This window comes from Streptococcus infantis (assembly GCF_021497965.1).
In the GTDB taxonomy this organism is placed as follows: Bacteria; Bacillota; Bacilli; order Lactobacillales; family Streptococcaceae; genus Streptococcus; species Streptococcus infantis_B.
Window position 1 is genome coordinate 930,774 of sequence record NZ_CP046525.1, and the last position, 13,259, is coordinate 944,032.

Here is a 13,259-nt window from a genome sequence, read left to right on the forward strand (position 1 = left end):
CTACCACTTTTTAACTTGCTCTACAATTTCTACAGCTGCTTCTTCAGTTCGTGCTACAATTAAAATTGAATTATCATCTGCTAAACAGCTAAAAATCTTATCTGAAAATGTTTGGGTTAATTGACTTTTAACAAAAATTGAATTTCCAGGAATGACATCCAAATTGATGAGATTTCCCATTCGTTCAAAACTTTCAATATTGTTCTCAGCCAACTGTAAACTTTTGACTACTGACTTTGGTAATTCGTAGACATAAGTATTGTCTTTCAATGGGATTTTTACAATTCCTAGTTCTTTGATATCTCTAGATACAGTTGCTTGAGTAGCGGAGATACCTGCTTCTTTTAAATGTTCAACGATTTCTTCCTGAGTACCGATTTGATAATCAGTCACAAATCTTCTAATCTTCTCAAGTCTCTCTTTTTTATTCATCTTTAAACTCTCTATGTGCTTTTTCTACTAGTGGTTCTATTTCAGAAACCACCTGATTACTTGCGTGTTCTTCCTTACGTAAATAAGCAAGAAACTCAATATTACCGTGGCCGCCTTGTATAGGTGAAAAATCCAATCCTAAAACGGAAAATCCTTCTTTGACCGCCATTTCTGTTACCGTTTCTAAAACATTTTTGTGAACCTTAGCATCTCTAATAATCCCATTTTTCCCAATTTGTTCTCGACCGGCTTCGAACTGTGGTTTTATGAGGGCAACAACTTGTCCTTGATCAGCTAAGACTCTATGTAGAGCTGGAAGGATGAGACTCAATGATATAAAACTCACGTCAATACTTGCAAAGCTTGGCTCTTCTTCAAAATCAGTCTTTTCAGCATAACGAAAATTAAACTGCTCCATACTAACAACACGAGAGTCTTGGCGTAATTTCCAAGCAAGCTGATTGGTTCCGACATCAACTGCATAAACTAATTTTGCTCCATTTTGAAGCATGACATCCGTAAAGCCTCCTGTTGAAGCTCCAATATCAATGGTCGTTTTACCTTCAACTGATATGTCAAAATTTTCCAAGGCTTTCTCAAGTTTCAAACCTCCTCGGCTCACATACTTAAGCTTCTCACCCTTGAGTTTTAATTCAGTATCATCTGGGATTTTTTCTCCTGGTTTATCAAAACGCTCACCATTTAGAACAGCAACAACCAAACCAGCCATAACGCCACGCTTAGCTTGTTCTCTCGTTTCAAATAAACCTTGTTTGTAGGCAAGTACATCTACTCTTTCCTTAGCCATTGATTCTCAAACTTTCTACTATTTTTACAATTGGTTCCTTATCAAAGGTTACTAACTGACTAATCTCTTCCAGTTTTGCATTAGCTTGATCCAAAGTTTGGTTGCAAAAAGTTTTTGCCTCATCCAATCCTAACAAAGCAGGATAGGTTGATTTTTCAGCTTGCAAATCTTTCTGGGGTGTTTTACCAATTTCTTCAAAGCTAGCTGTAACATCAAGAATATCATCTCTCACTTGAAAGGCAAGACCAATCAACTCTCCAACTGTTTTAAGAGCTATTTGAATAGTTGTATCCAATCCAGCGATGATTCCAGCCGCATGAAAAGGAAAGGCTAATAGTTTACCAGTCTTATTAGCATGGATAGTCCGAAGTTCTTCTAGGTTTAAATGTTTTCCTTCACCTTCCATATCCAAAACTTGTCCAGCTACCATCCCCATACTTCCAGAAGCAAGGGCCAAAGAAGCTATTAAATCTACCTTAATTTCGTTTGGCAAGTCTGCTTGCGCTATCAAAGCATAAGGATCTAAAAATAGGGCATCGCCAGCAAGAATAGCTAAGGCTTCACCAAACTTTTTATGGTTAGTTAAACGCCCACGACGATAATCATCATCATCCATTGCGGGAAGATCATCATGGATTAGACTTCCTGTGTGAATCATTTCAAGAGCTGCAGCAACCTGGGAATGAGCTAATGTAATAGGAACCTTTAAGGCCTCTAAAACTTCTAAAAGTAGATATGGCCGAATCCTTTTACCTCCAGCATGTATGGAATAAAGAACTGCTTCTCTTAAGCTTAATGCAAATTGCTGGTCACCATAAAACTCTTCAAGAGCTGACTCGACCATAGCTAATTTTTCTTTCTTGTTCATAGAAGTTCGCTTTCTGTTCCATCTTCTTGCATGACTTTAACCAAGGTCTTTTCAGCTTTATCAAGTGTTTCCTGCAATTCCTTTGATAAGATCATCCCTTTTTGAAAAGCTGCAATGGCATCTTCTAAAGCAATTTCTCCATTTTCTAAACTCTGAACAATAGTCTCAAGTTCTGCTAAATTTTCCTCAAATTTCTTCTGTTTTGACATCTTTAACCTCTAATTCTACCTGACCATCTCGCATCAATAACGTTACTTGATCAGTTTTTTTCAAATCTTTTGCTGACGATACTACGGCATCCTCTTTTTTCACAATCGCATAACCTCTGGCTACGATACGACTAGTATCTAACATGAGTAGCGCTTCTGACAAACGTTTGACTTCGGCCACCTTGGCATCATAAACTACTGCCATCTGACTACGAAGTAACTTTTCAAATTGGAGTAGACGGTCCTGATAACGATGAACCTTATTGATTGGTGATAACTGCTCTAATCGATGAACTAGTTCTAATACTCTTTGCTCCTGTCTAACAAGTTCAGAATTTACACTTTGTTTGAGACGAAGCTGTAACTGATCCAATCGTTGTAAATAACCATCATATAAGCGTTCAGGTTGCCTGAAAATAACGGATTGACTTAGTACTTTTAATGCTTTTTCTTTCTTAGATAAAGTATTTTGTACAGCTGTAGACATACGTCTCTCTTGATTCTTCAGATAAGTCAAAAGATCTAACTTAGTAACAGGAGTCGCTAGTTCTGCTGCAGCAGTCGGAGTTGCTGCTCTCTTATCTGCTACAAAGTCTGATAAGGTTACATCTGTTTCATGCCCTACACTTGAAATAACAGGTAGGCGTGATTCAAAAATAGCGCGGACAACAATTTCTTCGTTAAAGGCCCAAAGATCCTCAATCGATCCACCTCCGCGCCCAATAATCAGAACATCTAAGTCGTCACGTTCATTAGCCCGTGCAATATTCCGAGCAATCTCCTCTGCAGCACCTTCGCCTTGAACCTTGGTTGGATATAAAATAATTTCTACACCTGGAAAACGTCTAGTAACTGTTGTAATGATATCCTGAATAACGGCTCCACTACGACTAGTCACAACTCCAATTTTTTTTGCAAATTGTGGTATTTCCTGTTTAAAACGATCCTGAAACAGACCTTCTTCTGAAAGTTTCTTTTTTAATTGTTCAAACTGAAGGGCAAGTGCGCCGACACCATCAGGCTCTGCCTTTTCAATAATAATTGAATAACTCCCACTTGGTTCATAGACTTGAACTCGGCCGACTACATTAATCTTCATGCCTTCTTCCAAGTCGAACCCAAGTTTCTGATAGATACCAGACCATATGGTTGCTTGGATAACAGCTCGATCATCTTTTAGAGAAAAATATTGATGAGTTGGACGCTTCCGGAAGTTAGAAACCTGGCCAGTTAAATAGACCCTCTCTAAGTATGGGTCTTTATCGAATTTCATTTTCAGATACTTAGTCAAAGTTGTTACCGATAAATACTTTTCCATCTCAACCTCCTTCTTTCTCTAGTTTTTCCTGGGTATTATTATACCAAAAAAACGTTTAAAAATCTCTTTTTTCACCTCTAGAATACGAAAACAAGACTGGATTTCTTTGACCTTGTCTTATAAGATACAAAAGCCCTTGGAAAACTCCAAGGGCTTTTATTAGTTCACTGAACTATTTTATTTTTTAAGGTTGTAGAATGATTTCAATCCACGGTATTCAGCTACTTCACCAAGTTGATCTTCGATACGAAGCAATTGGTTGTATTTAGCGATACGGTCAGTACGTGAAAGTGAACCAGTCTTGATTTGTCCTGCGTTTGTTGCAACTGCGATGTCAGCGATTGTTGAATCTTCAGTTTCACCTGAACGGTGTGATACAACGGCAGTGTAACCAGCTTCTTTCGCCATTTCAATAGCGTCGAATGTTTCAGTAAGAGTACCGATTTGGTTAACTTTGATAAGGATTGAGTTAGCAGCTCCTTCTGCGATACCTTTTTCAAGGTAAGAAGTGTTTGTTACGAAGAAGTCGTCACCAACCAATTGAACTTTACCACCAAGACGTTCAGTAAGAGCTTTCCAACCGTCCCAGTCATTTTCGTCCATACCATCTTCGATAGTGATGATTGGGTATTTATTTACCAATTCTTCAAGGTAGTCGATTTGTTCTGCAGCAGTACGGACAGCAGCTCCTTCACCTTCGAATTTAGTGTAGTCGTATACTTGACGTTCTTTATCGTAGAATTCTGATGAAGCACAGTCAAATCCGATAAATACGTCTTTACCTGGAACATAACCAGCAGCTTCGATAGCAGCAAGGATAGTTTCAACACCATCTTCAGTTCCTTCGAAACGAGGAGCGAATCCACCTTCGTCACCTACGGCTGTTTCAAGACCACGAGATTTAAGGATTTTCTTAAGAGCGTGGAAGATTTCAGCACCCCAACGAAGAGCTTCTTTGAATGTAGGTGCACCAGCAGGTACGATCATGAATTCTTGGAAAGCGATTGGAGCATCTGAGTGAGAACCACCGTTGATGATGTTCATCATTGGAGTTGGAAGAACTTTAGTGTTAAATCCACCAAGGTAGCTGTAAAGTGGGATTTCAAGGTAGTCAGCAGCAGCGCGAGCTACAGCGATAGACACACCAAGGATTGCGTTAGCACCCAATTTACCTTTGTTAGGAGTACCGTCAAGAGCGATCATAGCACGGTCGATAGCTTGTTGGTCACGTACATCGTAGCCGATAATAGCTTCAGCAATGATGTTATTTACGTTGTCAACAGCTTTTTGTGTACCAAGACCACCGTAACGAGATTTGTCACCATCACGAAGTTCAACTGCTTCGTGTTCACCAGTAGAAGCTCCTGATGGAACCATACCACGTCCGAAAGCACCTGATTCAGTGTAAACTTCTACTTCAAGTGTTGGGTTACCGCGTGAGTCTAGGACTTCGCGAGCGTAAACATCAGTAATAATTGACATTTTTTACTCTCCTTATGAGTTAAATTTTTTACACCTCTATGATACCTTAAAAAGAGACCTTTTTCAAGAAAAAACGTTATCTTTGTGCAAATTTTCCTTAAGTCGAAAAAGTAATCGCTTTCTTTTTCCTTTTATCTTGAGACTTTTGTGATATACTATATTTATGACTGATGTATCTAAACAAATCCTAGAAAAGGCCAATGGTGGTCTTAAACTAAATCCTGATGAACAAAGACGTTTTCTCGGAACATTTGAAGAACGTGTCCTTGGCTATGCAGACCTTGAAACTGCCGATGATGATAAATTTCAAAAAAGATTTTTAACAATTTTAGAAACCTTTAAAAAAGAAACTGAACTTCTATTTGTCAAAATTTCTCCTCAGGTTGAATTTGACAAACAAGTCTTTTATCTAAAACAAGCCAAAGAAGCTGAATGTCAAGCAACCATCGTTTCCGAAGACCACAACTCTTCTCCTTTTGGTCTTATTATCCATAGCGATGCTCCAGTTCAAACAAGTGAAAAAGACCTCAGAAAGGCCTTCTCAGACTTGTGGCAGGAAAAAGAGATGAAAAAAACTACGACTTCTCTCTGGAAAAAATGGTTTGGTTAACTCTGTTTCAATGATAAGATTTGACCGATATTTGCTGCAGTATTTTCTAAATAAGTTGCTGCATTTTTTAAACTATCTTCTAATGGTTCACTTTTTTCTAGAATAGAAAATGCAGCGACGATATTCTCAAATGGTAGGGGTGGTAAATCTTCTGCCAAACTACCACAAATTGCAATGACCGGAACACCCTTGGGTGTTCTTTTTGCTACACCGATTGGCGCCTTACCTGCCAAACTTTGAGTATCCAACCTACCTTCACCAACGATAACGAGATCCACATCTACAACCTGTTCATCAAATTTTACTAAATCTAAACAAGTTTGGATACCAGATACAATCCCTGCTCCAGCAAAGGCACATAAACCAGCTGCAATCCCACCACCAGCTCCAGCACCCTCTAATTTTAATATTTCAGGTGCGACTTTACCATAAAAGTTTTTAATTAAAGTATCAACTTCTTGGAATTTAGCAGGGTTTAATCCTTTTTGTTTTCCGAATGTATAGGTGGCGCCATGAGGTCCACATAGGGGATTGGTTACATCCGCTAAAATTTTAATATGGATATCATCAGGAATGAGACTAACACGACTATCCAAAATCTCATTGATTTCAAACAAGGATAGGCCACGAGCTTTAAGCTCAATTCCGTGTTCATCATAAAACTGATAGCCAAGACCTGAAGCAATACCAATACCCCCATCGTTACTAGCTGTCCCACCGACACCGATGTAGATATCTTTTATACCTTGCTCTATTAAATGTAGAATCAGCTGTCCAATTCCCTTTGTTTGAATCTCTAGTGGATTTCGTTTTTCATAAGGTATCTTAGCAAGACCTACCAAATCAGCAACTTCAAATAGAGCTAGTTGACCTTTTTGAAAATAGGGCATCTGAACCTCATCACCAAAAGGTCCTGTTACCTGACTTGTATGTTCTTCAAGACCTAAAGAATTTTTTATAGCAGCAACGGTTCCTTCTCCTCCATCGCCTACAGGCAAAAGTACACATTCTGAATCAGGCAGAGCTTTTTTAAAGCCCCGTTTTATAGCTTCAGCCACTTGGTTAGCAGGGAGACTCTCCTTAAAAGAGTCAGGTGCAATAATAATTTTCATCTTGATTTCTCTTTCTACCTAAAGGTATCCTATCTTATCTAACACCTTCATCATATCTCTATCATCTACCTGAAGATTTATTTCTTTTTTCACAATATCCTTAGCACAAAAAGCTATTCCAAGCCCAGCTCTTTTAAGCATTTTTAGGTCATTAGCCCCATCCCCAATAGCAATTGTTCTCTCGATTGGCACCTCTAATTGATCTGCCCATCTTACTAGAGTTTCTTCTTTGACTTCTCTAGTGATCACTGGCCCAAAAAGATTTCCAGTTAAGTTCCCAACTTTGATTTCTAGTTGATTAGCAGCAAATAATGAAATTCCTAAATCCTTTGCTAATCTTTCAACAATTGTAGTAAATCCACCTGAAACCAAACCAACTTCAATCTGACTTTCTTTGAGAGTTTTAATAAACTGCACAGCATTTTTACTAAGGTGAAGTTCATGATAAATCTTATCAAAGGCATCTATAGAAAGTCCTTTTAAGAGGGAGACACGTTTTTTCAGACTCGATTCAAAGTCTAATTCCCCTCTCATCGCTTGAGCTGTTAGCTGAGCTACTTCTTTTTCACAATCTGCCTCTTTCCCCAATAAATCAATGACTTCTTCTTCTATCAGTGTCCCATCAACATCAAGGACGCAGAGACCTCTAGCTTTATTCATCTATCTTCCTTACTTTCATTATCTCAAAAAATCGTATGAAAACTTCATACGATTTTAACTATTTAGTTTGCTAAACTGTGATACAAATCAAGGTAAGACTGACAAGCTGTATCCCAAGAGAAGTCACATTCCATAGCTTGAACTTGAAGATTTTTCCAAACATCTGGATGATTATAGTAAACATCCAAGGCAGTTTGTAGAGCCCAGTTAAGCCAATATGGAGTCAAGTTATCAAAACTAAATCCTGTACCTGTTCCTTCAATTGGGTTGAACGGTTGAACAGTATCTCTCAAGCCCCCTACTTCGTTAACAAGAGGTAAAGTACCGTAACGCATAGCCATCATTTGAGATAGTCCACATGGTTCAAAGCGACTTGGCATAAGGAAAATATCACTTGCTGCATAAATCTCTTGAGCCAGTTTTACATCAAAAGTAATATTAGCGGATAATTTGTCTGGGAATACTTGACCAAACCATGAGAAAGCTTCTTCGAAACCAGGGTCCCCTGTACCCAAGAGAACGATTTGAACATCTTCTTGAAGCATGCGATGAAGACCTTCAACAACGACATCAAAACCTTTCTGTCTTGTCAAACGTGATACTATACCAATCATTGGAACATCAGGTCTTACCGGAAGACCAAGCTTCTCTTGCAATTTAGCTTTGTTCTGAGCTTTTCCTGACAGATCAGATTTGTTAAAATGGTAATCCAATAAAGGATCCGTCTCTGGATTGTAAAGATCAGTATCTATCCCGTTTACTATACCAGAAAGCTTACCAGATTCCATACGGAGTATCTGATCCAAACCACATCCAAACTCTGGTGTCATAATTTCATGAGCATAGCTTGGTGATACAGTTGAAACACGATCGGCATAAAGAATACCAGCCTTCATCCAGTTAAGGCAATCATTCCAACGAACAGTACCATCCGCATAGCGCTCAAAACCAACTCTAAATAAGTCCCAAAGCATACCCTCAGAGAACTGACCTTGGAATTCCAAGTTATGGATGGTTAAGATGGTTTTAATATTCTGGTAAGCTTGAATCCATCTGTATTTTTCCTTCAACAAGAAAGGAATCATTGCTGTATGGTAATCATGGGCATGGAGAACGTCAGGGATGAATCCAATACGCTCCATAGCTTCTAGGGCTGCAAGTTGGAAGAAGGCAAAGCGCTCACCATCATCGAAATCACCGTAAACGTGACCACGGAAGAAATAATATTGATTGTCAATAAAGTAGAAAGTAACACCGTTTAAAACTGTTTTCTTAATTCCACAAAATTGTCTGCGCCAACCAACATACACTTCAAATTGAAGAACATCTTCAATCTGGTCACCAAACTTAGCTTCTACCATGTCATAGTAGGGTAAGATAACAGCAACTTCTTGTCCTGCTTTTACTAATGATTTTGGAAGAGCGCCGATAACGTCTCCCAAGCCACCTGTTTTTGAAAAGGGCGCACCTTCAGCTGCTACAAATAAAATTTTCATGAAAGGATATCCTCTGTTACTTTTTCGCCTTTTTTGATGACAACAGGATTTTCTGCTGTACCTCGAATGACAACTCCCTCAGCTATTTCAGCACCCTTATCTACGATTGCATATTCTACCTGAGCACCCTTACCAATGACCACACGTGTAAAGAGGAGACTATCTTTGACTAAGCTGTCTTCATGTACGCGGACATTACGGGATAATACAGAGTTGACTACTTCACCTTCGATAATACTACCAGAAGCAAACTGAGACTTAGCTACTTTAGAGCTTGATGCATAGTAAGTTGGCTCTTCATTTTTAACCTTAGTATAAATCTTTTGGTTCGGAGTGAACAATGAGTAGAACTTATGTAAATCGAGCATATCTTTATTCGCTTGGTAATATGTTTCTACTGAATGAATATTGGCTAGGTAACCTGTATATTCATATGCAAAAGCACCTTCTTTTGCTGCCAAATCACGAAGAACATAACGTAATTTTTCTGGATATTCTTTTTGAGCTTCTTCTTCCAAACGTTTAATCAACCATTGAGTGTCTACAACAAAGATATCTGTTGACATATTGTAAAAATCTTGATTTGATTTTTTATCAAAGAGTTTGTGAGAAACCACATGGTCAGTTTCGTCGATATCAAGTATTGCATTTACTTCTGAAATATCCTTCTTAGGCAATTTCTTATAAACAACTGTAATTGGTGATTTTGTTGTATTATGCAAATGGAAAACTTGATTGAGATCGATATTCACTAAAACATCACAGTTCAAGGAAACTGTTTGGTCTGAACCTGAACGTTTTAGGTAAGTCAAAAGTTGTTGATAGTATTCTTTACCGACCGTGCTACTTTCTACACGTGTATTGTAAATACCCAAATAGTAGTGACTAAGTAGTGTATTCAAGCCCCACTCGCGACCTGAACGAATGTGGTCGAAAACTGAGCTGATATTATCTTGTTGGAAGATTCCAAAGACACTACGAACACCAGCATTTGCTAAACTTGAGAGTGGGAAGTCAATCAAGCGATACTTTCCTCCGAATGGCAAACTCGCCACAGGACGATTACTCGTCAAGGTTGACATATCATGAAAACCAACAGTGTTTCCTAAAATCGCTGAATATTTATCAATCTTCATCTGTTGCTACCCCCACTACTTCGTTATACCCGACTACTTCTACTTCTTCCGTTCCATCAATTTCTACACCATCAGCAATGATAGCACCCTCACCAATAATGGCACGTTTAATCTTAGCACCTTTTCCGACTACTGCTCCACTCATGATGACAGAATCAACAACTTCTGCTCCTTCACGAACTTGAGCTGCTGTAGATAAAATAGAGTGCTTCACGGTACCATTTACATAACATCCATCAACTACGAGAGAGTCTTCTACATGAGCATGTTCTCCAATAAAGTTTGGTGGAGAGATAAGGTTACGAGAATAGATTTTCCATTGACGATTACGACTATCTAGAGCGTTGTCTGGAGAAATATATTCCATATTTGCTTCCCAAAGCGATTCGATAGTGCCGACATCCTTCCAGTATCCACTGAATTCATAGGCATAAACACTTTCTCCAGACTCTAGGTAGTTAGGAATAACATTCTTACCAAAGTCTGACATGTCAATATTATTCTTTTCAGCTGCAACGAGCATATTGCGCAGACGTTTCCAATCGAAAATATAAATCCCCATTGATGCCTTAGTTGATTTTGGTTGGGCTGGTTTTTCCTCAAATTCAACAATGCGATTGTTAGCATCTGTATTCATGATACCAAAACGGCTAGCTTCTTTTAATGGAACATCCAAGACCGCTACTGTCAAACTGGCATTGTTATCCTTATGCGATTGGAGCATATCATCATAGTCCATCTTGTAGATATGGTCACCTGAAAGAATCAAAACATACTCAGGATTGATGCTGTCGATATAGTCGATATTTTGGTAAATGGCATGACTTGTACCTTCAAACCAACGGTTTCCTTCACTTGCAGAGTATGGTTGAAGGATAGAAACACCTGTGTCAATACCGTCTAGACCCCAACTAGATCCATTACCAATGTGGCTGTTGAGAGCTAGTGGTTGATACTGCGTAATAACCCCAACATTATGGATACCAGAGTTGGCACAATTTGAAAGAGCAAAGTCAATGATACGGTAGCGCCCACCAAATTGCACGGCAGGTTTGGCAATACTTTGAGTGAGTTTACCGAGACGAGTTCCTTGCCCACCAGCAAGGATTAAAGCTAGCATTTCATTCTTCATTTTCTACTCCTTTTTGAGTTTTATTAGCGACTTTTTTAGCAGGTTTTATGCGACGTTTGATTTTCCAAATACTTGCACCCATAGCTGGCAAAGTAAAGGTCAATGTCTGCTCATAATCCTTCCATAACCCTTCTTGAGTTTGAACAGTTTGGTTGTGTTCTTTCCAAACTCCACCCCATTGTTCCAACTCTGTATTCCAAATTTCTTCGTAAATACCTGCAACTGGTAATCCAATTGTAAAATCAGGACGTTCAACCGGTGCCATGTTAAAGACACAGACTAGCATCTCACCTTTTTTACCTTTACGAATAAAGGATAGAACACTCTGATCTCTATTATCAGCATCGATGATTTCAATTCCATCATAACTTGTATCAATTTCCCAAAGACAACGGTGATCTTTATAAAGCTGATTCAACTGAGATGTGAAGTATTTCATCTTGGCATTCATTGGATCTTCGAGATTTGACCATTCTAATTGCTCTTCTGATTTCCACTCTAAGAATTGACCAAATTCACTACCCATAAATAGTAATTTCTTCCCAGGGTGACAGATTTGATAAGTGTAGAGATTTCTCAGGCCAGCAAATTGATTGTAACGGTCTCCCCACATCTTATGCATCATACTCTTCTTACCATGGACAACTTCATCGTGTGAGAATGGCAAGAGGTAATTTTCATTAAAGATGTACATAAAGCTGAAGGTAACGAGGTTAAAGTCATACTTGCGGTAAATTGGATCTTCCTCGTAGAAACGTAAGATATCATTCATCCACCCCATGTTCCACTTGTAGTCAAAACCAAGACCGCCCATCTCCTTCATCCCAGTAATCTTAGTACCAGAAGAAGATTCTTCAGCAATCATCATGACATCGGGGTGAGCTAGCTTGATAACAGTATTCAAACGTTGTAGGAAATAATAACCTTCATAGTTGAGATTGCCCCCGTCTTTATTTGGAGTCCAAGGCGCATTATCATAATCAAGATAAAGGATATTACTTACAGCATCAACACGGATACCATCCAAATGATAGAAATCAATCCAGAACTTAATGCTAGAAATTAGGAAAGATTGTACTTCGTTTTTCCCTAAGTCAAAGTTTAGTGCTCCCCAACCATAGTTATGAGCTTTGTTATGGTCTTGATATTCAAAAGTTGGTGTTCCGTCATAATAAGCTAGGGCATCATCATTGATAGTGAAATGACCTGGCACCCAGTCTACAATAACTCCGATATTGTTTAAATGACACTCTTCAACAAAGTCTTGAAACTCTTCTGGTCTTCCGTAAGAATGTTCTAAACCAAAATACCCCATGAGTTGATAGCCCCAGCTCAAACCAAGCGGATGCGCCATCAAAGGCATAAACTCAATATGAGTGTAGTTCATCTCAACTAAGTAAGGAATCAACTCTTCTTTTAATTGAGCAAAACTGTATGGAGTTCCGTCTTGATTTCTCTTCCAAGAGCCTGCATGAGCCTCGTAGATATTAACTGGTCTTTCAAAGAATCCCAAACGTTTTCTACGAGCTAACCAAAGCCCATCTTTCCATTTTTTCTCAGGAATTTCTGTTAGAACAGCGCCTGTCCCAGGTCGGGCCTCATAGCGTACAGCTAAAGGATCAATCTTCATAAGCTGATGACCGTTAGCCCGTGTGATATGATATTTATAAATCTGACCCTCTTGGGCTAAAGTTGTAAAAACTTCCCAAACTCCAGATTCATTTCGAACCATAGGGATTTGATTTTCAACCCAATTAGTGAAATCACCAACTAGATGAACAGCTTGCGCATTTGGAGCCCAAACACGGAATGTGTAACCCCATTCACCGTCTTTCTCCTCACGATGTGCGCCCAAATAGTGCTGAAGATGGAAATTTTCGCCTGTTGTAAAAGTTCTTAAAGCTTCTAATGTATCCATAAATCCCCCTTTATATTGTAAGCGTTTTCTATATTTGTATTATACTATCTTTTTAGAAAAGTTTCAACCAATTTCCGA

At 38.8% G+C, this 13,259-nt stretch carries 13 protein-coding genes; 1 reads left to right on the top strand and 12 read right to left on the bottom strand.

The window, feature by feature from the left end:
* From GOM46_RS04625 to eno, 6 genes are all read right to left on the bottom strand, one after another.
* The gene (locus tag GOM46_RS04625; protein ID WP_006151158.1) at positions 1-432 is read right to left on the bottom strand and encodes an arginine repressor; all 432 of its coding nucleotides are present in this window, start codon (positions 430-432) and stop codon (positions 1-3) included.
* Positions 425-1,240 (bottom strand): TlyA family RNA methyltransferase, encoded by an 816-nt coding sequence (locus GOM46_RS04630; RefSeq protein WP_006151175.1) that lies wholly within the window; start codon positions 1,238-1,240, stop codon positions 425-427. The genes GOM46_RS04625 and GOM46_RS04630 overlap by 8 nt, the downstream gene beginning before the upstream one ends.
* Entirely contained in the window at positions 1,233-2,108 is an 876-nt protein-coding gene (locus GOM46_RS04635) for a polyprenyl synthetase family protein (protein ID WP_006151114.1), read from the bottom strand. Before GOM46_RS04635 ends, GOM46_RS04630 begins: the two co-directional genes overlap by 8 nt.
* On the bottom strand, positions 2,105-2,317 hold the full coding sequence (locus GOM46_RS04640; protein WP_006151149.1) for an exodeoxyribonuclease VII small subunit: 213 nt from the start codon (positions 2,315-2,317) through the stop codon (positions 2,105-2,107). Before GOM46_RS04640 ends, GOM46_RS04635 begins: the two co-directional genes overlap by 4 nt.
* Positions 2,295-3,635, bottom strand: coding sequence for an exodeoxyribonuclease VII large subunit (xseA, locus tag GOM46_RS04645; RefSeq protein WP_235083287.1), 1,341 nt, complete (start codon positions 3,633-3,635; stop codon positions 2,295-2,297). The genes GOM46_RS04640 and xseA overlap by 23 nt, the downstream gene beginning before the upstream one ends.
* Before the next feature lie 177 nt (positions 3,636-3,812).
* Positions 3,813-5,117: a surface-displayed alpha-enolase gene (gene eno, locus GOM46_RS04650; RefSeq protein ID WP_006151137.1), complete on the bottom strand. Its 1,305-nt coding sequence runs from the start codon at positions 5,115-5,117 to the stop codon at positions 3,813-3,815.
* A 163-nt stretch (positions 5,118-5,280) separates the two neighbouring features.
* Between eno and GOM46_RS04655 the strand changes: the two genes are divergently transcribed.
* Positions 5,281-5,727: a DUF1694 domain-containing protein gene (locus tag GOM46_RS04655; protein WP_006151138.1), complete on the top strand. Its 447-nt coding sequence runs from the start codon at positions 5,281-5,283 to the stop codon at positions 5,725-5,727.
* On the opposite strand, the gene GOM46_RS04660 is transcribed toward GOM46_RS04655, so the two are convergent.
* The 6 genes from GOM46_RS04660 to glgB form a co-directional block, all read right to left on the bottom strand.
* The gene (locus GOM46_RS04660) at positions 5,724-6,839 is read right to left on the bottom strand and encodes a glycerate kinase (protein ID WP_006151176.1); all 1,116 of its coding nucleotides are present in this window, start codon (positions 6,837-6,839) and stop codon (positions 5,724-5,726) included. The genes GOM46_RS04655 and GOM46_RS04660 overlap by 4 nt on opposite strands.
* 18 nt (positions 6,840-6,857) lie before the next feature.
* Positions 6,858-7,499, bottom strand: a complete 642-nt coding sequence (gene serB, locus GOM46_RS04665) for a phosphoserine phosphatase SerB (protein WP_006151135.1) — start codon at positions 7,497-7,499, stop codon at positions 6,858-6,860.
* Positions 7,500-7,561: 62 nt separating this feature from the next.
* Positions 7,562-8,995: a glycogen synthase GlgA gene (gene glgA, locus GOM46_RS04670; protein ID WP_235083288.1), complete on the bottom strand. Its 1,434-nt coding sequence runs from the start codon at positions 8,993-8,995 to the stop codon at positions 7,562-7,564.
* Positions 8,992-10,131, bottom strand: a complete 1,140-nt coding sequence (gene glgD / locus GOM46_RS04675; RefSeq protein ID WP_235083289.1) for a glucose-1-phosphate adenylyltransferase subunit GlgD — start codon at positions 10,129-10,131, stop codon at positions 8,992-8,994. The genes glgA and glgD overlap by 4 nt, the downstream gene beginning before the upstream one ends.
* On the bottom strand, positions 10,121-11,263 hold the full coding sequence (locus GOM46_RS04680) for a glucose-1-phosphate adenylyltransferase (RefSeq protein ID WP_235083290.1): 1,143 nt from the start codon (positions 11,261-11,263) through the stop codon (positions 10,121-10,123). The genes glgD and GOM46_RS04680 overlap by 11 nt, the downstream gene beginning before the upstream one ends.
* Positions 11,253-13,181, bottom strand: a complete 1,929-nt coding sequence (gene glgB / locus GOM46_RS04685; protein WP_235083291.1) for a 1,4-alpha-glucan branching protein GlgB — start codon at positions 13,179-13,181, stop codon at positions 11,253-11,255. Before glgB ends, GOM46_RS04680 begins: the two co-directional genes overlap by 11 nt.
* Between the last annotated feature and the right edge of the window lie 78 nt (positions 13,182-13,259).